The organism is Verrucosispora sp. ts21, assembly GCF_002879555.1.
Lineage (GTDB): Bacteria > Actinomycetota > Actinomycetes > Mycobacteriales > Micromonosporaceae > Micromonospora > Micromonospora gifhornensis.
In genome coordinates this window covers 50,629-69,633 of sequence record NZ_PNOZ01000036.1, presented here as the reverse complement: position 1 = coordinate 69,633, position 19,005 = coordinate 50,629, and the positions used below count along the sequence as shown (strand labels likewise).

The 19,005-nt window shown below is 70.8% G+C and carries 18 protein-coding genes and 1 pseudogene; 10 read left to right on the top strand and 9 right to left on the bottom strand.

All coding sequences use genetic code 11. The features are described from left to right. Nucleotides 1–18: 18 nt before the first annotated feature. Both C1A38_RS17165 and guaB read right to left on the bottom strand, forming a co-directional pair. The gene (locus tag C1A38_RS17165; protein ID WP_102658821.1) at nucleotides 19–1,137 is read right to left on the bottom strand and encodes a GuaB3 family IMP dehydrogenase-related protein; all 1,119 of its coding nucleotides are present in this window, start codon (nucleotides 1,135–1,137) and stop codon (nucleotides 19–21) included. A 28-nt stretch (nucleotides 1,138–1,165) separates the two neighbouring features. Next, complete coding sequence (gene guaB, locus C1A38_RS17160) at nucleotides 1,166–2,728, bottom strand: IMP dehydrogenase (protein ID WP_102658820.1); 1,563 nt, start codon at nucleotides 2,726–2,728, stop codon at nucleotides 1,166–1,168. A 217-nt stretch (nucleotides 2,729–2,945) separates the two neighbouring features. Here guaB and C1A38_RS17155 point away from each other — a divergent pair, with 217 nt between their 5' ends. After that, nucleotides 2,946–3,365, top strand: a complete 420-nt coding sequence (locus tag C1A38_RS17155; protein WP_013735869.1) for a DUF5319 domain-containing protein — start codon at nucleotides 2,946–2,948, stop codon at nucleotides 3,363–3,365. Between the two features lie 83 nt (nucleotides 3,366–3,448). On the opposite strand, the gene C1A38_RS17150 is transcribed toward C1A38_RS17155, so the two are convergent. Beyond that, nucleotides 3,449–4,246, bottom strand: coding sequence for a helix-turn-helix transcriptional regulator (locus C1A38_RS17150; protein ID WP_102658819.1), 798 nt, complete (start codon nucleotides 4,244–4,246; stop codon nucleotides 3,449–3,451). A 255-nt stretch (nucleotides 4,247–4,501) separates the two neighbouring features. On the opposite strand from C1A38_RS17150, the gene C1A38_RS17145 reads away from it, so the two are divergent. Next, entirely contained in the window at nucleotides 4,502–4,885 is a 384-nt protein-coding gene (locus C1A38_RS17145; RefSeq protein ID WP_043725796.1) for a WhiB family transcriptional regulator, read from the top strand. Between the two features lie 180 nt (nucleotides 4,886–5,065). Here C1A38_RS17145 and groL read toward each other — a convergent pair whose 3' ends face one another. Together groL and groES are read right to left on the bottom strand one after the other, a co-directional pair. Further along, nucleotides 5,066–6,709, bottom strand: coding sequence for a chaperonin GroEL (groL, locus tag C1A38_RS17140; protein ID WP_102658818.1), 1,644 nt, complete (start codon nucleotides 6,707–6,709; stop codon nucleotides 5,066–5,068). 70 nt (nucleotides 6,710–6,779) lie between these two features. Further along, on the bottom strand, nucleotides 6,780–7,088 hold the full coding sequence (gene groES, locus C1A38_RS17135; protein WP_013735873.1) for a co-chaperone GroES: 309 nt from the start codon (nucleotides 7,086–7,088) through the stop codon (nucleotides 6,780–6,782). Nucleotides 7,089–7,461: 373 nt separating this feature from the next. On the opposite strand from groES, the gene C1A38_RS17130 reads away from it, so the two are divergent. From C1A38_RS17130 to C1A38_RS17095, 8 genes are all read left to right on the top strand, one after another. Continuing rightward, complete coding sequence (locus C1A38_RS17130; protein WP_102658817.1) at nucleotides 7,462–8,709, top strand: THUMP-like domain-containing protein; 1,248 nt, start codon at nucleotides 7,462–7,464, stop codon at nucleotides 8,707–8,709. Nucleotides 8,710–8,776: 67 nt separating this feature from the next. Beyond that, nucleotides 8,777–9,256 carry a Cys-tRNA(Pro) deacylase gene (gene ybaK, locus C1A38_RS17125; protein WP_102658816.1) on the top strand — a complete coding sequence of 160 codons (480 nt, stop codon included), beginning with the start codon at nucleotides 8,777–8,779 and terminating at the stop codon, nucleotides 9,254–9,256. A gap of 352 nt (nucleotides 9,257–9,608) precedes the next feature. Then, on the top strand, nucleotides 9,609–10,706 hold the full coding sequence (locus C1A38_RS17120) for a sugar ABC transporter substrate-binding protein (RefSeq protein WP_102658815.1): 1,098 nt from the start codon (nucleotides 9,609–9,611) through the stop codon (nucleotides 10,704–10,706). A gap of 101 nt (nucleotides 10,707–10,807) precedes the next feature. Further along, the gene (locus C1A38_RS17115; protein WP_102658814.1) at nucleotides 10,808–11,626 is read left to right on the top strand and encodes an ATP-binding cassette domain-containing protein; all 819 of its coding nucleotides are present in this window, start codon (nucleotides 10,808–10,810) and stop codon (nucleotides 11,624–11,626) included. Then, on the top strand, nucleotides 11,623–12,882 hold the full coding sequence (locus C1A38_RS17110; protein WP_102658813.1) for a sugar ABC transporter permease: 1,260 nt from the start codon (nucleotides 11,623–11,625) through the stop codon (nucleotides 12,880–12,882). The genes C1A38_RS17115 and C1A38_RS17110 overlap by 4 nt, the downstream gene beginning before the upstream one ends. A gap of 28 nt (nucleotides 12,883–12,910) precedes the next feature. Then, nucleotides 12,911–14,092: an ROK family transcriptional regulator gene (locus tag C1A38_RS17105; RefSeq protein WP_102658812.1), complete on the top strand. Its 1,182-nt coding sequence runs from the start codon at nucleotides 12,911–12,913 to the stop codon at nucleotides 14,090–14,092. 149 nt (nucleotides 14,093–14,241) lie between these two features. Further along, nucleotides 14,242–14,979, top strand: coding sequence for a DUF4142 domain-containing protein (locus tag C1A38_RS17100; RefSeq protein WP_102658811.1), 738 nt, complete (start codon nucleotides 14,242–14,244; stop codon nucleotides 14,977–14,979). Between the two features lie 9 nt (nucleotides 14,980–14,988). Next, the gene (locus tag C1A38_RS17095; protein WP_102658810.1) at nucleotides 14,989–16,644 is read left to right on the top strand and encodes a copper resistance CopC/CopD family protein; all 1,656 of its coding nucleotides are present in this window, start codon (nucleotides 14,989–14,991) and stop codon (nucleotides 16,642–16,644) included. Between the two features lie 20 nt (nucleotides 16,645–16,664). Here C1A38_RS17095 and C1A38_RS17090 read toward each other — a convergent pair whose 3' ends face one another. The 4 genes and pseudogenes from C1A38_RS17090 to C1A38_RS17075 all read right to left on the bottom strand — a co-directional run bounded on the left by C1A38_RS17090 (nucleotide 16,665) and on the right by C1A38_RS17075 (nucleotide 18,975). Next, entirely contained in the window at nucleotides 16,665–16,919 is a 255-nt protein-coding gene (locus C1A38_RS17090; protein WP_043725801.1) for a hypothetical protein, read from the bottom strand. Nucleotides 16,920–16,980: 61 nt separating this feature from the next. After that, the gene (rimI, locus tag C1A38_RS17085; RefSeq protein WP_199180232.1) at nucleotides 16,981–17,433 is read right to left on the bottom strand and encodes a ribosomal protein S18-alanine N-acetyltransferase; all 453 of its coding nucleotides are present in this window, start codon (nucleotides 17,431–17,433) and stop codon (nucleotides 16,981–16,983) included. A 2-nt stretch (nucleotides 17,434–17,435) separates the two neighbouring features. Beyond that, nucleotides 17,436–17,546, bottom strand: a pseudogene (locus C1A38_RS32625) (tRNA (adenosine(37)-N6)-threonylcarbamoyltransferase complex dimerization subunit type 1 TsaB); the annotation flags it as partial. Nucleotides 17,547–17,811: 265 nt separating this feature from the next. Further along, entirely contained in the window at nucleotides 17,812–18,975 is a 1,164-nt protein-coding gene (locus C1A38_RS17075) for a glycoside hydrolase family 11 protein (protein ID WP_199180231.1), read from the bottom strand. Between the last annotated feature and the right edge of the window lie 30 nt (nucleotides 18,976–19,005).

Sequence of the window (19,005 nt, the reverse complement as noted above, 5' to 3'; positions counted from 1 at the left end):
GGCGTGGGGGTGGGGGGGTCAGCGGTCGAGGACGAGGCCTACTTTTTGGAATTCCTTGAGGTCGCGGTAGCCGCACTTGGCCATGGCGCGGCGGAGGCCGCCGAAGAGGTTGAGTTGGCCGTCCGGCTCGTCGGCGGGGCCGAAGAGGAGACGTTCCATGGAGCCGAGCGGTTCGCCGGCCACCTCGAAGGCGCCTCGGGGCAGTGACGGGTGGCTGGCGGCCGAGTGCCACCAGGCACCGCCCGCCGGGGCCTCCGCGCAGAGCGACAGAGGCTCGCCGAGCATGACCGCGTCCGCGCCGCAGCCGAGCGCCTTGGCGATGTCCCCGGAGGTACGGATGTCGCCGTCGGCGATCAGGTGCACGTACCGGCCACCGGTCTCGTCCAGGTAGTCCCGCCGGGCGGCGGCGGCGTCGGCGATCGCGGTGGCCATCGGCACCCGGATGCCGAGCACCGACTCGGTGGTGGACCACTCGTCGCCACCGATGCCGATGATCACACCGGCCGCGCCGGTACGCATCAGGTGCAGTGCGGTCTTGTAGTCGGTGCAGCCGCCGACGATGACCGGCAGGTCGAGGTCGGCGATGAACTCCTTGAGGTTGAGCGGCTCGTCGGTGGTCGAGACGTGCTCGGCCGAGACGATGGTGCCCTGGATGACCAGGAGGTCGACGCCCGCGTCGAGGATCACCGGGGCCAGCGCCAGGGTGTGCTGCGGGGAGACCCGCACCGCCACCGTGCCGCCGCCGGCGCGCAGCTCGCGGACCCGCTCGGTGATCAGATCCGGGCGGATCGGCTCGGCGTACACCTCCTGGAGCCGCTTGGTGGCGCGGGCGTCCTCGCCCAGACCGGCCAACTCCTCCAGCACCTTGGTCGGGTTCTCGTAGCGGGTCCAGAGCCCCTCGACGTTGAGCACACCGAGGCCGCCGAGCTGGCCCAGGCGGACCGCCGAGGCCGGGCTCATCGTCGCGTCGGAGGGGTGCCCCACGCAGGGGATGCCGAACTGGTACGCGTCCAACTGCCAGCCGGTGGAGACGTCGTCGACGTCCCGGGTACGCCGGCTCGGCACGATGGCGATGTCGTCCAGGTGGTAGCCGCGCTGCGCGGTCTTGCCCAGCCCGATCTCGACCACGTCACGCATGTGGGCTCCAGTTCCAACGAAAGGGGTGTCAGCGGGTGTGGTAGTTCGGTGCCTCGACGGTCATCTGGATGTCGTGCGGGTGGCTCTCCTTGAGCCCGGCTGCGGTGATCCGGATCAGCTGGCCACGCTGGTGCAGCTCCGCGATGCTCTCCGCGCCCGCGTACCCCATCGCCAGCCGCAGGCCACCGACGAGCTGGTGGGCCATCCGCGACAGCGGCCCACGGTAGGGCACCTGGCCCTCGACACCCTCCGGGACCAGCTTCTCGTCGCTCGTCACGTCCTGCTGGAAGTAGCGGTCCTTGGAGTACGACTTCGCCTGCCCACGCGACTGCATCGCGCCGAGCGAACCCATCCCCCGGTACGCCTTGAACTGCTTGCCGTTGACGAAGATCAGCTCACCGGGGCTCTCCTCGCAGCCGGCCAGCAGGCTGCCGAGCATCACCGTGTCGGCCCCGGCGACCAGCGCCTTGGCGATGTCGCCCGAATACTGGATGCCACCGTCGCCGATCACCGGCACGCCGGCCGGTCGGGCCGCCCGGGCGGCCTCCATGATCGCCGTGATCTGCGGCACGCCGACACCGGCCACGATTCGGGTGGTGCAGATGGCACCCGGGCCGACGCCCACCTTCACCCCGTCGGCACCAGCGTCGACGAGCGCCTTCGCCCCGGCGTAGGTGGCCACGTTGCCGCCGACGATGTCGATGGCGACGTCCTTCTTCAGCCGGGCGACCATCTCCAGCACGGCCCGCTGGTGGCCGTGCGCGGTGTCCACGATCAGCACGTCGACGCCCGCGTCGACGAGCGCCCGGGCCCGCTTGTAGGCGTCCTCGCCGACCCCGATCGCCGCGGCCACCCGCAGGCGACCGGCGTCGTCCTTGGTGGCGTTCGGGTACTGCTCGCTCTTGGTGAAGTCCTTCACGGTGATCAGCCCGCGCAGCTTGCCGGCACCGTCGACGATCGGCAGCTTCTCGACCTTGTGCTGACGCAGCAGGCCCAGCGCGTCGTCCTTGCTCACCCCGACCGGGGCGGTGACCAGCGGCGGCTGGGTCATGATGTCGCGGACCGGCGTGGCCGGGTCGGAGACGAACCGCATGTCCCGGTTGGTGACGATGCCGACCAGTTGCCCCTCGGCGTCCACCACCGGCACGCCGGAGATCCGGTAACGCCCGCAGAGCTGATCGACCTCACGCAGGGTGTCGTCCGGGCTGGCGGTGACCGGGTTGGTGATCATGCCGGACTCGGAGCGCTTCACCAGGTCGACCTGGAGCGCCTGGTCCTCCACGGAGAGGTTGCGGTGCAGCACGCCGATGCCGCCCTGGCGGGCCATGGCGATCGCCATCCGCGCCTCGGTCACCGTGTCCATCGCGCTGGACAGCAGCGGGATGGAGAGGGTGACGTTGCGGGTGAGCCGGGTGACGGTGTTCACCCGGCTGGGCACCACGTCCGACTCGCCGGGCTGCAGCAGCACGTCGTCGAAGGTCAGCCCCAGCGGCACCACCCGGGCCGAGCCCGCCGGCAGCTCGGGCAGGTGGCCGCCCAGCTCGCCAGCATCGGCGCCGGCGGAAAGGTCGGTCTGGGGCGAATTCTCCACGATTGCTCTCCTGAGCTGCTCGAACGGGCTGCAGTGAGGGTGGTCTGGGCACCGGCGAACGGCCGGGCAGGAAGGCGTCGGCCCCATCGTACCCAGTGGCTCCGGTGGCACCCGCGAGCGGCGGTAGGTGCGGCGAAGACGCGGCGACGGGATGTCCCGAGCTGGATTGCTCGACGGGGGACGGGCATCGGCGGGTGCTTAGGTCTACGGTGAGGGGGTGCAAGACGAGCCCATCGACCCGTTCACCGGCGACCCCGCCGACCCGGCAGCCGGCCTGGACGACCCTGACCGCGACTCCTCGCTCGACCCACTGACCGACGTCGAACGTCAGGACGTGCTGGAGGATCTCGCCGATCTGGAGATCTACCAGGCGCTGCTCGCGCCGATCGGCGTACGCGGGCTCGTCATCGAGTGTGAGGACTGCCGCGAGCCGCACTACTTCGACTGGGACCTGCTCCGGGGCAACCTGCGGCACCTGCTCAGCTCCGGGCGACCCCGGGTGCACGAGCCGGCCTTCGACCCGGACCCGGACCACTACGTCACCTGGGACTACGCGCGCGGCTACGCCGACGGTGTGCACGACACACTCAGCGAGGGCACCGAGGACAGCGAGGACGAGGCCGCCTCCCGGGACTGACCCGCCCGCCCGGGTGACGGCATCAGCGGAGCACGGCCGGTCACCCACAGAGGACTCGCCCCGGCGGAGTCGGCCTACCGCCTTCAGGCGACCAGGCCAGCACGGAATCCGGCGGCCACCGCGTGGGCCCGGTCCCGGGCACCGAGCTTGCGGAACAGCCGTCGGGCGTGGGTTTTCACGGTGTCCTCGGAGACGAACAACTCACGGCCGATCTCGGCGTTGCTCTTGCCCTCGGCCATGCCGAGCAGCACCTGCAACTCGCGTTCGGTGAGCCCGATCGTGGACCGGTCGGCGCGGGGCGGCCTGGCGGCGGTGCCCTTCTCCTCCTCGGCGTCCGGCTCGGCCGGATCCTCGCCGCGCTGCACCGGCACCATCGCAGGGCTGCCCGCCGCGTCCGTTGCCGTCCAGGTCGGGGAGCTGTCGCCGGTGGGCCGACCGTTTGGTGCCGGCCGAGGGCCGCCCACCGCCGCGGTGTCCCGCGCCGGGTCGGCGATCCGGTTCCGGTTGGCCCGACCCGGTGCGGCCAGCAGCAGCAGCGCCTTGGCGACCGCGCTGGTCAGGTCATGGTCGATGCCCTGGATCAGTCCACGCGCCCCGGCGTGGATCGTCGCCGCCGCCGCCTCGGACTCCTCCATACCGAGCAGCAGCACCGCGGCCTGCGGCGCGCGTGCCAGTACCCGCCGGACGAACCCGGCACTGTCGGGGCGGGTGAGGGCGGTGTCGGCGAGCACCACGTCGGCGGGACGCTCGGCCAGCCGCAGCATCACCTCGGGGTCGGAGACGGCCGTCCGGACAGCACCGGACAATCCCAGCCGCGCCGCTGCGGAAGTCAAATGCTGTGCAGCGAGCGGCGTCCGAACGCACACAAGAACGGTACGCACAACGATCTCCTCTCCGCAGACGAGCAGACCATGACCGGGCAGCCTCGGGAGGAACTTCCGGGCAATCCTCCCAAGTTTTCCGACAGATAGGTCATTTGCCCCAAGTCGCCACAGCTTTTGGATCACAAGACGTGTGAGCGGAGAGCGGTCGGGGTACCGGGGGCTCAAGGCCGGGAACGGTGCCCTGCGCGGCCCGCCACCCGGACAAGCCGGCCAACAAGCATCTCGCGGTGCCGCGCGAGAGGAGGGGTGCTGATGTCGAACGTACGTAGACTGCCCGGACCCATCGTCGACCTGTGGGACTGGCAACGTCTGGGCGCCTGCCGTGGCCGGGACAGCGCGCAGTTCTTCCACCCGGACGGCGAGCGGGGCTCGTCGCGGCTGCGCCGGGAATCGGGCGCCAAGGCCGTCTGCCGCGCCTGCCCGGTACGGGCCGAGTGCGCCGCGCACGCCCTGACCGTGCGGGAGCCGTACGGAGTGTGGGGCGGCTTCAGCGAATCCGAGCGGCTACGGCTGCTCGCGGTCGGCTGGGAGGATCTCGCCGACCGCCGGCAGACCCGGGTGGACGTCGCCCGCCTGGAGGCCCGACTGGGCAGCAGCCACCGGTCGACCGTCCCCACCCAACGCAACGTCGCCTGATCCAGCCATGAACCACCGCTGCCGCGCCCTGCACAGGGCGCGGCAGCGTGCTTCCGGCACCATGGCGGGAACCGGTGCCGGCTGGCCTCGTGTGCTGCACCCGGTCAGCTGACAGCCGCCGAGCGGTACGGCGGGCGCTCCGGGGGAGCGGCGCACCCGCCGTGCCGTGTCACGGACGGCTCAGAAGCCCGGGCCGTGCTGGTGGCTGTGACCGTGACCGTGGCCGTGACCAGCGGCGGCGGCCTCCGGCTCCTTGGGCTTCTCCACCACGAGGCTCTCGGTGGTGAGCAGCAGGCCGGCGATGGACGCGGCGTTGGTGACCGCGTTACGGGTCACCTTCACCGGGTCGATGATGCCGGACGCGGCCAGGTCCACGTAGTCGCCGATGGCGGCGTCGAGGCCGTGGCCCCACTTGCCCTCGGTGACCTTCTGCACCACGACGTACCCGTCGTGCCCGGCGTTCTGGGCGATCCAGCGCAGCGGCTCGACAAGCGCCTTGCGCACGATCGACACACCGACCTTCTCGTCACCGGTGAAGCCGAGGTCGTCGTCGAGCACCGACAGGATCTGGGCCAGGGCGGCGCCACCGCCGGGCACCGTACCCTCCTCGACCGCGGCCTTGGTCGCGGCGATGGCGTCCTCGATGCGGTGCTTGCGCTCCTTCATCTCGACCTCGGTGGCCGCGCCGACCTTGACCACGGCGATGCCACCGGAGAGCTTGGCCAGCCGCTCGGCCAGCTTCTCCCGGTCCCAGTCGGAGTCCGAAGCCTCGATCTCCTTGCGGATCTGGGCGACCCGGTCGGCGACCTCGCTGGCCTGGCCACCACCATCGACGATCGTGGTGTTCTCCTTGTCGACCACGATGCGCCGGGCGGTGCCGAGCACCTCCAGGCCGACCTGGTCGAGCTTGTAGCCCAGCTCGGGCGCGACCAGCTCGGCACCGGTCAGGATCGCCATGTCCTGCAGCATCGCCTTGCGGCGGTCACCGAAGCCGGGCGCCTTGACCGCGCAGACCTTGAGGGTCTTGCGGATCGAGTTGACCACCAGGGTGGACAGCGCCTGACCCTCGACGTCCTCGGCGACGATCAGCAGCGGCTTGTTGTCCTGGAGGACCTTCTCCAGCAGCGGCAGCAGCTCCTCGATCGCCGAGATCTTCTGCGTGGTGATCAGGATGTACGCGTCCTCCAGGACCGACTCCTGCGCCTCCACGTCGGTGACGAAGTTCGGCGAGATGAAGCCCTTGTCGAACTGGAGGCCCTCGGTGACGTCCAGTTCGGTCTGCAGCGCCGAGCCTTCCTCGACGGTGATCACACCGTCGCGGCCGACCCGCTCCATCGCCTCGGCGATCAGCTCACCGATTGTGGAGTCCTGCGCCGAGATCGTCGCCACGTGCGCGACGGACTTCTTGTCGGAGACCTCGACGGCCTTGCCGAGCAGGGCCTCGGAGACCTTGGCCGCAGCGGCGTCGATGCCCCGCTTGAGACCGGCCGGGTTGGCGCCCGCGGTCACGTTGCGCAGGCCCTCGCGGACCATCGCCTGGGCCAGCACGGTCGCGGTGGTGGTCCCGTCGCCGGCGACGTCGTTGGTCTTGGTCGCCACCTCCTTGACCAGCTGCGCGCCGAGGTTCTCGTACGGGTTGGTGAGCTCGATCTCCTTGGCGATGGTCACACCATCGTTGGTGATCGTCGGCGCACCGAATTTCTTGTCCAGGACGACGTTGCGCCCGCGCGGCCCGAGAGTGACCTTGACCGCGTTCGCGAGCGCGTTGACACCGTGCTCCAGCTGGTGCCGGGCGTCATCCGAGAAGCTCAGGATCTTCGCCATGTATGTCCCTTCGAAGCGACGTTGCCCCGGCCCGGCGAGCCGGTCCGGGGCAACGACACTGATCGGTTGCTTACTTCTCGATGATCGCGAGGACGTCGCGGGCGGAGAGCACCAGGTACTCCTCGCCGGCGTACTTGACCTCGGTGCCGCCGTACTTCGAGTAGAGGACGGTGTCGCCCACCTTGACGTCCATCGGGATCCGGTCACCGTCGTCGTCGAAACGACCCGGGCCGACAGCGAGGACGGTGCCCTCCTGCGGCTTCTCCTTGGCGGTGTCGGGAATCACGATGCCCGACGCAGTGGTGGTCTCAGCCTCGTTCGCCTGGACCAGGATCCGGTCCTCGAGCGGCTTGATCGCAACCTTGGTCGCGGTAGTCACGGGCATACCCTCCTGGGGTACTGGTTTCGTTACCGGTCGGCGTACCGACCAGCGTCGGTCTGCCACATGCCACCGGGCGGGGCCGTCGTCGCGGGTGCCGGTCCGCCTGGCGTTCAACTCCCGGGCACGAGGGCCCGAGGGTTGGCACCCTCAGGGTGAGAGTGCTAATCGCAGGTTATTCCTCGGCTAGCACTCCGTCAAGGAGAGTGCCAACGCTCCCCCTTCGTGTCGACACCTTTCCGACACCCGCGGCCCGCCCGGTCCCCGGTTTCAGGGGCTTGGGCGGGCGGCCTGCCCAGGCGAGCCGGCCGGGCGGTCCAGGCCGGGGCCGGGTGGGTGGGGGCGGAGCCGGGTGGGTCGGGACAATGGGTGGGTGGATCTGGAGCAGCTTGCGGCGTTGCGTACGCCCGAGGGGTCGGGCGCGCTCGCGGCGGCGGCCCGGGTGGCCGGCGGTGACCCGCTGGCCGCGGCGGCGGCGCTGCGCTCGGCCGGGATCCCCGCCGGGTTGGCGGCGGCGGCGCTGACCCAGGCGGAGCTGCGCCGCCGGGCGGCGGGCAAGTTCGGGCCGGCGGCGAGCGGCATGTTCTTCACCCGGCCCGGCCTGGAACAGGCCACCCGAGGGGTGGTCGCGCGACGCCGCGCGCACCGGCTGCGCGAGGCCGGGGTGACCAGCCTGGCCGACCTGGGTTGCGGACTGGGGGCCGACGCGCTCGCCGCCGCCCGGACCGGCATCCGGGTGTACGGCGTGGAGGCCGACCCGCTCACCGCCGCGCTGGCCGAGGCGAACGCGCAGGCCGCCGGGCTGACCGCGCTGTTCACCGTCGAGTGCGGGGATGCGACGGCGTTCGACGTGAACCGGGTCGAGGCGGTCTTCTGCGACCCGGCGCGCCGCCGGGCCGGAACGGGACGTCGGATCTTCGACCCGAACTCGTACTCGCCGCCGTGGGACTTCGTCACCGGGCTCGCGCAACGGGTGCCCCGGACGGTGGTGAAGGTCGCCCCCGGTCTCGACCACGCCCTCATCCCCGCCGGCGCCGAGGCCGAGTGGGTGAGCGTCGACGGCAACCTGGTCGAGGCGGCGCTCTGGTGCGGCCCGCTCGCCGAAACCCCCCGCCGCGCGACCGTGTTGAAGGAAGGGCCCCCTGTTAACGCCTCCGGTAGTAAAGGGGCCCCTTCTTATCACCCCGTCGACGGGCCGAGCGTCCACCAACTCGTCGGTTCGGGGCGGCAGGAGGCACCTGTCGGGCCGGTACGCCGCTTCGTGTACGACCCGGACCCGGCGGTGCTCCGCGCCCACCTGGTCGCCGAACTCGCCGCCGACCTGGATGCCTCGCTGGCCGACCCGAGCATCGCCTACCTCTATGCCGACGCGCCGACGCCGACGCCGTACGCCCGCTGCCTGGAGGTGACCGACGTGCTGCCGTTCTCGCTGAAGCGCCTGCGCGCGTTGCTGCGGGAGCGCCGGGTCGGCCGGGTGGAGATCCTCAAGCGTGGCTCGGCGCTGGAACCCGAACGACTCCGGCACGACCTGCGGCTGGCCGGTGACCAACCGGCGAGCCTGGTGCTGACCCGGGTCGCCGCCGCCCCGACGGTGCTGGTCTGCCAGCCGGTCACCGGCTAGGGCCACGCAGGGTCGAGGCGGGAAAGCTGCTGGCCTCCGGGCCGGGGGCGCAGTTAGGTTGGCGCACATGACGGGACGGGGTACGCCGGCGATGGTGCTGCTGACGAAGCACCGCATCACCCATCGCACCCATCCCTACGATGTCGCGGCGGACTCGCCGAACTACGGCGCGTTGGTCGCCGCCGCGATCGGCGTACCACCCGGACGGGTCTTCAAGACCCTGATCGCCGAGGTGGACGGTGCCCTCACCGTGGCGATCGTGCCGGTGACCGGCGAGTTGGACCTCAAGGCGCTGGCCGCGGCGGTCGGCGGCAAGCGGGCCACGCTTGCCGAACGCGGTGCCGCCGAACGCGCCACCGGCTACGTACGCGGCGGCATCAGCCCACTGGGGCAGCGTAAGCGGCTACCCACGGTGCTCGACGACTCCGCCCTGGAGCACGACACGGTGTACGTGTCGGCGGGCCGGCGCGGCCTTCAGGTCGAACTGGCCCCGGCCGACCTGGTCGCCCTCACCGACGCCCGGACCGCACCCCTCGCCACCGGCTGACCTCGACCAGCACCGTTGCGCCGCAACGGTGGGGTCCCGGCGCGCGGGTCAGCCGGGAGACCGTGTCGATCGCCCCACCTCCTGGCCCGATGAGGCCAGGTTTCGCCGGGGCGTGAACCCGCTGCCGTCCGCCACGTCCGCTGATGTGGCGTCTGAACAGGCATTACAGCTGACCGATGCCGCTGCGGTGACGTGAGCGCTTCATGGGCGTTGCCGAATTGTTACTGCCGACAACAAATTAGCGCCCAGCGCGCCCTTGTGTCGGCGCCCGGCAGCGGAATACGTTGCCGGGCACAACAAAAGAACACCATCGACACACCGACACCTTCCCACTCTCGAAAGGACCCTGCACATGCGCAAGGGCTTCCTCGCCATCGGTGCTGTGGGCGTGCTCGCCCTCGGCAGCCTGACGGCCTGCGGCGACGATTCCGGCGACCAGGCCGGCGGCGGCTCCGGCAAGACCCCGAAGATCGGCGTGATCCTGCCGGACAGCAGCTCCTCGGTCCGCTGGGAGAGCGCGGACCGCAGGTTCCTCAAGGAGGCGTTCGACGCGGCCGGCATCGAGTCGGACATCCAGAACGCGCAGGGCGACAAGAACGCCTTCCAGACCCTCGCCGACCAGATGATCACCAGCGGGGTCACCGTGCTGATGATCGTCAACCTGGACTCCGGCACCGGCAAGGCCGTCCTGGACAAGGCCAAGTCCCAGGGTGTCGCCACCATCGACTACGACCGCCTGACCCTCGGCGGCTCGGCGGAGTACTACGTCAGCTTCGACAACGTGGCGGTCGGCAAGCTCCAGGGCGAGGGCCTGGTCAAGTGCCTCACCGACGCGAAGGCGGAGAAGCCGGCGATCGCCTACCTCAACGGCTCGCCGACCGACAACAACGCGACCCTGTTCAAGGAGGGCTACGACTCGGTCCTCAAGCCGAAGTTCGACTCCGGCGAGTACACCAAGGCCGCCGACGACTCCGTGCCGGACTGGGACAACACGCAGGCCGCGACCATCTTCGAGCAGCAGCTCACCAAGACCGGCGGCAAGATCGACGGCGTGCTCTCCGCGAACGACGGCCTCGGCAACGCCGCCATCTCGGTGCTGAAGAAGAACAACCTCAACGGCAAGGTCCCGGTGACCGGGCAGGACGCCGACCCGCAGGCGCTGCAGAACATCCTCGCCGGTGACCAGTGCATGACGGTCTACAAGGCGGTCAAGAAGGAGGCGGACGCCGCCGCCGAGCTGGCCATCGCGCTGGCCAAGGGCGAGCGCAAGCAGACCGGCCAGACGGTCCGGGACCCGGAGGGCAACCGCGACGTGCCCGCCGTCCTGCTCACCCCCGCGGCGATCTACAAGGAGAACGTCAAGGACGTCATCGCCGACGGCTACGTGACCAAGGAACAGGTCTGCACCGGCGACTACGCCAAGCTCTGCGCCGACGCGGGCATCAGCTGACCTGTCCCCCGCCAGAGTGACGCCGCCCGGTACGGCAACCCCGTACCGGGCGGCGTCGCTGGACGGGCCCCGATCTCCCTCCGTGGAATAAGGAGAACCCCGTGTCCGCGACCCCACTGCTGGAGCTACGCGGGATCGACAAGAGTTTCGGTCCCGTCCAGGTGCTGCGCGACGTCGCCTTCGCCGCCTACCCGGGCGAGGTCACCGCGCTCGTCGGTGACAACGGCGCCGGCAAGTCGACCCTGGTCAAGTGCATCAGCGGCATCTATCCCATCGACGCCGGCGAGTTCGTCTTCGACGGTCAACCGGTCACCATCAGCAGTCCGCGCGACGCCGCCTCGCTCGGCATCGAGGTCGTCTACCAGGATCTCGCGCTCTGCGACAACCTCGACATCGTGCAGAACATGTTCCTCGGGCGGGAGAAGCGCAACGGCCTCGTCCTGGACGAACCGACGATGGAACAGATGGCCGCGGAGACCCTGGCCGGGCTCTCCGTACGCACCGTCAAGTCCCTGCGCCAGCACGTCTCCAGCCTCTCCGGTGGGCAGCGCCAGACCGTGGCGATCGCCAAGGCGGTGCTCTGGAACAGCAAGCTGGTGATCCTGGACGAGCCGACCGCCGCGCTCGGCGTCGCGCAGACCGCCCAGGTTCTCGAACTCGTTCGCCGGCTGGCCGACAACGGCCTGGCCGTCGTCCTCATCTCGCACAACATGAACGACGTCTTCGCCGTCTCCGACCGCATCGCCGCGCTCTACCTCGGTCAGATGGTCGCCCAGGTGAAGACGACAGAGATCACCCACGCCCAGGTGGTCGAGCTGATCACCGCCGGCCGCTCCGGCGAGCTCGGACTCGCCGTCGACCCGGGCGTCAACGGCAACGGCGCGGCGCCGGCCGACAGCACCACAGGAGGCGTCTCATGAGCATCACCGCCGTCACGAAGGAGGGCCCGGCCGCCGTCGCACCGGCACCCACCGTCGGCAGCCACGTCCGCGGCTACTGGCAGCGGGTACGGGGTGGAGACATCGGCGCGCTGCCTGCGGTCGCCGGTCTGCTCGTCCTCTGCACCATCTTCTCGATCATGCGGCCGTCGTTCCTCACCGCCGGCAACTTCGCCAACCTGTTCACCCAGGGCGCGGCGGTCACCCTGATCGCGATGGGTCTGGTCTTCGTCCTGCTGCTCGGCGAGATCGACCTGTCGGCCGGCTTCGCCAGCGGGGTCTGCGCGGCAGTGCTTGCCAACCTGATCACCGTCCTGGGCTACCCGTGGTACGTCGCGGTGCTCGCCGCCCTGCTCACCGGCATGGTCATCGGCACCATCCTGGGCTTCCTGGTCGCCAAGGTGGGCATCCCCTCCTTCGTGGTCACCCTCGCCGGCTTCCTCGCCTTCCAGGGGGTGGTGCTGCTGCTGATGAAGGAGGGCCGCAACATCTCCGTCCGCGAGCCGGTGGTGGTGGCGATCGTCAACCGCAACATGCCGGTCGCGCTCGGCTGGACCCTCGCCGCGATCGCGGTCGCCGGATTCGCCGTGGTGCAACTGCTGCGCTACCGCAGCCGTGCCGCCCGGAACCTGATCAACGATCCGTTCCCGGTGGTGCTGGGTCGCATCGCCGCCCTGGCGCTGGTCCTGGGCCTCGCCGTCTACGTGCTCAACCTGGAGCGCAGCCTCAACGTGCTGATCACCTCCCTCAAGGGGGTGCCGATCGTGGTGCCGATCGTCGCCGTACTGCTGGTGGTCCTGACCTTCGTGCTCCAGCGCACCAGCTACGGCCGGCACATCTACGCGGTCGGCGGCAACCGGGAAGCGGCCCGGCGGGCCGGCATCAACGTGGACCGCATCCGCATCTCGGCCTTCATGATCTGCTCGACCATGGCCGCGGTCGGCGGGATCGTGGCAGCCAGCCGGGCCAACTCCGTGGACCCGAACACCGGCGGCAGCAACGTGCTGCTCTACGCCGTGGGCGCGGCGGTGATCGGTGGCACCAGCCTCTTCGGCGGCAAGGGGCGCATCCTGGACGCGGTCCTCGGTGGCGCCGTCGTGGCCGTGATCGACAATGGGATGGGTCTGATGGGCTACAGCTCCGGCGTCAAGTACGTGGTCACCGGCGTCGTGCTGTTGCTCGCGGCCAGTGTCGACGCGCTGTCCCGACGACGAGCTTCGGCCACCGGAAACCGCTGAACGCACCACCGAAAGTAGTAACCACCCGATGCGCGTAGGACCCAGCCAGGACGAGATCCGCCGGCAGAATCTCGGCGCGCTGCTGCGTTACGTGCACCTGCACGGGGCGACAACGCGCGCCGAGTTGACGAACGCACTCGGGTTGAACCGGAGCACCATCGGCGCGCTCACCGCCGACCTCGCCGCGGCCGGCCTGGTGACCGAGGGGGCGCCGAAGGAAACCGGCCGGGCCGGACGACCGTCGCTTGTCGTCCGGCCCGAGTCGGACCGGATCTTCGCGTACGCGTACAGCATCGAGGTGGATCGGCTGCGGGCCGCGCGAGTCGGTCTCGGCGGCGCGGTGCTCGACCGCCGGGAACTGGACCGGCCGCGCGGTCTCTCCGCCGCGGAGGCCGCGCCGCTGCTGGCCGGGGCGGTCAAGGAGATGCGGCAGGCGCTGCCGGCCGATGCCGTCTGCGTCGGCGCCGGCATCGCGGTCTGCGGCATGGTGCGCCGCGACGACGGCCTGGTCCGGCTCGGGCCGGCCACCGGCTGGGTGGACGAGCCGATCGGGGCGGCGGTCAGCGCCGAACTCGGCGTCGACGTACCGGTCACGGTCGGGAACGTGGCGGACGTGGCAGCCTTCGCCGAACACGCCCGGGGCACCGCCGCCGGCTGCGACAACGTCATCTACCTCTACGGGGACGTGGGCGTCGGCGCTGGGATCATCGCCGGTGGTCGACGGTTGACCGGGCACGGCGGCTACAGCGGCGAGGTCGGTCACATGGTGGTGGCCCGCGACGGGGCACGCTGCGAGTGCGGCAACCGGGGCTGTTGGGAGACCGAGATCGGCGAGCACGGCCTGCTGCGCGCCGCCGGGCGCTCCGACGCCCGGGGCCGCGACGCGCTGCTGGCGGTCTTCGACGCCGCCGACCGGGGCGATGCCCGGGCGCAGACCGCGGTACGCCAGGCCGGCGACTGGCTGGGCTTCGGGGTGGCCAACCTGGTCAACATCTTCAACCCGGAGATGGTCATCTTCGGTGGCACGATGCGTGACCTGTACCTGGCCGCCGCCGCACAGGTACGCAGCCGGCTCAACTCCAACGGGCTGCCCGCCTGCCTGGAGCACGTACGCCTGCGCACCCCCATGCTCGGCGCGGACGCCCCGCTGATCGGCGCCGCCGAACTGGCCTTCGACCGGCTGCTCGCCGACCCCCTCGACGTCGGCTGAGCTGTCCGTCACCCACCGCCGTGAGGTGGATTCGCGAACGATGAACTGATCGGCCGGTCGATCCGTACCAGTGTGCGGACGGGCGGCCAACGGCGTGCGGACGCCCGTCGGGCAGATGATCGGTTCTCGACCGAGGAGGCACCGCAGACATGGCATCGCTGGATTCCGCTCGTCGCCGGCAGGGCAATCGGTCCCCGCGGTTGGCGGTGCTGCTCACCACGATCGCCGCGGCCCTCGTCGTGCTGCCCGGGTTGGCGTTGGGCGCGCCCGCAGGTCAGCAACTCGCCGCCGCCGATCAGGCCCTGCTCGACGGCGTACGGCTGGCCGGGCTCTGGGAGATGCCGGCCGGGCAGATGGCCGCCGAGAAGGGCCAGTCCCGGGTGGTCCGGGAGATCGGCGCGGAGATCGCCCGTCAACACGAGGAACTGGACCGGCTGACCGTGGAGGCCGCCAACAAGCTGGGCGCCACCATCCCCAACCAGCCGACCGCCGAACAGCAGCAGTGGCTGACCGAGATGAAGGACGCCACCGGGGCCCGCTTCGACCAGATCTTCGTCACCCGCCTCAGGGTGGCCCACGGCAAGATCTTCCCGGTGGTCGGCGCGGTGCGGGCCAGCACCCGTAACGACGTCATCCGGGACCTGGCCAACGCCACGAACAAGTTCGTCGGCGACCACATGCTGATGCTGGAGAGCACCGGTCTGGTCAGGTACGCCGAACTGCCGCCGGCCGCCCTGCCCGCGCCGGGCAACGACGGTCTGATCGCCGCCGCGTCGGCAAACACCGGTCCGCAGATCGGCATCAGCAACACGGTGATCTGGGTGGTCTTCCTCGGTGCCATCGGCACCGGCGGCTTCCTCAGCTACCGCCTGCTGCGCCGCAACTGATCCCGCGCGATGCCCACCCGTACCCGGGCCGGGGTCCTGCTCGGGCTGCTCCTGGCCACCTTCTGCACCACCCTGGGCGCGGTCCTGGGGGCGGCCGGCCCGGCGGCGGCGCACGCCGTGGTGGTCGCCACCACGCCGCAGCGTGACGAGGTGCTGGGCTACGCCCCGCGCGAGGTGCTGCTGACCTTCAGCGAGCCGGTCGCCGTCGTGCCCGGTCGGGTACAGGTGCTCGCCCCCGACGGCAAGCGGATCAACGTCGGTGACCCGGAGGTCCGCGACCGGACCATGCGGATCGCGCTGCGGGCGGCGGACCGACCGCTCGGCACCTACCTGGTCAGCTACCGGGTCGTCTCGGCAGACAGCCACCCGATCTCCGGCAGCTTCACCTTTGCCGCCGGCGCCCCGTCGGCCACCCCGCCACTGCCGGCCGACGCCGGGGCCGGGTCACCGGCGGGAATCCTGGTGCCGGTGGCCAAGTACGTCGGCTACCTGGGCCTGCTGCTGGCCGTCGGCCCGCCGCTGCTCGCCGCGTCGATGTGGCCCCGCCGACGGTCCCGGCGAGGTGCCACGGTGATGGCGCTGGTCGGGCTCGGACTGGTCGCCGCCACCACGGTGGGCACCTGGATCGGGCAGGCGGCGCAGGTGGTCGGCGCACCGGTCGGGCGGCTGTCCCTGGCGGATCTGCGCGCGGTCGCGGACAGCGACATCGGGCTGGTGCTGGCCGTACGCCTGGCGTTTGTCGGCCTCGCCGCGGCGCTGCTGCCGGCGGTCACCCGGGGCACCGCCGGACGCGGTCGCACCGCTGCGCTCGCGATGGTGGGGGTGGCCGGGCTGGCCACCTGGCCACTGGCCGGGCATCCGGTCGCCGCACCCGTACCACAGGTGAGCATCGTGCTCACCACCGTGCACGTCGCCGGGATCACCGTGTGGCTGGGCGGCCTGCTCGCGCTTACCGTGTTCCTGCTGCGGGGCACCCACGAGCGGGTCCTCGCCCGGATCCTGCCTGCCTGGTCGCGGTGGGCCACGGTGGCCGTGGCCTGGCTGGTGACCGCCGGACTGATCCAGGCCGCCATCGAACTCGGCCGACCGGCGGCGCTGCTGGACACCGCGTACGGGCGGCTGCTCGGTGCCAAGGCCGCGTTGCTGGCCGTGGTACTGGCGGTGGCCGCCGGACAGCGGCGACTGATCCGCCGGCGGGCCGCCGCAGCCCAGCCTCGACGCGTCGCCCGGGCGGCCGGCGTCGAACTCGCGGTGACCGCGGTGGTCCTGGCGTTGACCGCGTTGCTGGTGCAGACCCCGCCGGGGCGTACGGCCGGCACGGCAGCGGCCGGGGTCACCCGCGAGGGCGTCGCGCAGTCGCTGACCACCGACCTGTTCACGCTGCAGTTCGACATCTACCCGGCCGCCGCCGGCACCACGAACAGCCTGCACGCCTACGTCTACACGCCGCAGGCGCGGGAGTTGCCGGTCGCCGAGTGGACGATCACCGCGGCGCTGCCCGAGGCCGGCATCGAACCGATCACCGTCGAGGTCTTCGCGCTGGAGCCGCACCACGGCAGCGCCGAGATCCACTTTCCGGTGGCCGGTGACTGGACGCTGCGCATCGCCGCCCGGACCAGCGAGATCGACAGGTCCACCGCCACCACCACGGTGACCATCCGCTGATCCCGCGCCGGGCCGTGGGCTCAGCGGTCGACCTGGGTGAAGTCCCAGGAGTGTGGTGGCCGGGCGAGCAGCATCACCGGCGGCTCGGGCAGCGGGCGCGGGTTACTGCGCCACTTGGAGATCACCACGACCCGGTGATCCGTGGAGGAGAAGACCTCGCTGGACACGTGCAGCGGATCGTGCTCGAACTCGGGTAGGGCCGTGTCGCAGACCCAGGTGATCAGCTCGGCGAGCCCGTACGGCTCGGCCCGCGCCTCCCACATCCGTACGATCACGTCGCCGTCCTCCCTCAGCCGCTGACCCTGGTCGTCGGCATGGCCGTCAGCCATGGCGGTCTCAGTCCTCGATGCGCCGCATCACCAGCGCGTCGGTGTTGCTCGGTTGGTAGTAGCCACGGCGTACGCCGATCGGTTCGAACCCGTACCCGGCGTAGAGCCGCTGTGCCGGGGCGTTGTCCACCGCGACCTCCAGCAGCACGGCACGCAGGTCGCGCCGCGCCGCCTCGGCGAGCAGTTCCTCCAGCAGCAGCCGCCCGATCCCCCGGCGTTGCGCGTCCCGGCGTACCGCGATGTTCTGCACCCACGCCTCGTCGGGGGGTGCGACGGCCAGCCCGGCGTAGCCGAGCACCGTACCGTCGTCGTCGGTCGCGATCCGGTAGTGGTGCCCGTTGGCCAGTTCGTTCCAGAACATCGCGGCGGACCACTGCTCGGCGCCGAAGAGGTCCGCCTCGATGGTCAGCACCTCGTCGATGTGCCACCAGCGGAACCGGTCGAGCCGCACGGCGCTCACGGCCGGGCCGGCCTGGCTGCGGCGACCGCCCGGGGCGTGCCGCCTCTCACGGTGGCCTCGACGAGCGCCGCGGTCACCGCCGGGGTCGAGCTGTCCACCACCAGTACGAGCACAATGACCCAGCCTAGCCGCACCGCCTCCGGCCCTTGGACGCCCGCCCGCCATCGCCGTAGCGCTCGCGCGCACCGCACCCATGACGGTGGGTGGTCAGGACATTGGACGGCGTCAGTCGCACCGGGTACCGGCGCTGTGATTGCACAGAGCAGTCGATCTTGCTGTGGTTCCCAACGAGGCCCGGGGCCAGGCGCGTCAGCGCCTGGCCCCGGGGGCGACAGATCAGTTGCGACAGATCAGTTGCGACAGATCAGTTGCGGCGGATCAGTTGCGGCGGCTCCACTGCTGGTTGGCTCCACCCCAGCAGCTGTACAGCTGGAGAAGCGCCCCGTTACCGCTGCCACCGGCGTCGAGGCACAGCCCTGACTGCACTCCGGTGATCGTGCCGTTGGAGTTGATGTTCCACTGCTGGTTCGCGCCGCCGTGGCAGTCGTAGATGGTCACCCGCGTACCGTTGCTGGTGCCCTGATTCGCGGCGTCCAGGCACTTGCCGTTCACCGTCAGCTGCCGGCTCGAGGTGTGGGTGAACCGCTGGTTCGCGCCACCCCAGCAGTCGTACAACTGAAGCTGGGTGCCGTTGCTGGTGCTCGAGTTCGGCACGTCCAGACACCGGCCGGACTGCTGACCGACGATCATCTGGCCGCTACCGCCACTGGGCGGCGGGGTGGTCGGGTTGCCCGGGTTACCCGGGTTGCCGGGGTCGGAGTTGCCGCCTTCCCGGAGGGTGATGTCGGAGCTTCCCTGGCTCTGGTAACCCTCGGTGGCCATGATCTGGTAGTAGTGGTTGCCGAGGTTCAGGCCAACGCGGGCCCAGGCGTCGAAGTGGTTGGCGGTGGTGATGGTGCCACTGCTGCGCTTCTGCTGCCGGACGCTCCAGTACTGGTAGAACGTCGCGGTGCCGTCGATCGAGGGCTGGTTGACCCGCTGGCTGCGCAGGATGTCGTAGGTGCCGCCGTCGGTGGTGATGCTGCCGAGCCGGGTGGCGCCGCTGCTCGGGTTGTAGCTGCCGAAGTTCTCGACGATGTAGTACTCGACAAGCGGGTTACGGGTCCAGCCGTACAGGGCGAGATAGCTGTTGTTGTTGCCCGGGTTGTAGCTGCCCGAGTAGGTGATCGTGCGGCGGGTTCCCGGGTTCCAGCCCTTGCCACCGACCCAGTTGTTGGTGCTCCTGCCCCAAGAGCTGGAGTAGCGGCCGTTCTCGCGCAACACCATGCAGGCGTCGCCGCTGTCCTTCCAGAACGAGAAGAAGAACCCGTTGTGGGTGCCTTCCGTGTTCGAGCAGACCTGCCGGTCTGCCTCGGCGTGGGCGGGGCTGGCCGAGATCGCGATGGTGCCGGTGGTGGCCAACACTGCGGCGAAGGCGGCGGCAGCCAGCATTCTGATGCGGCCGCGTCGGCGACTCTTGCGGTGAGTGGGGACTTCGTTCATGGTGGCGTGCTTCTCCTTGAGAGAGGCGGC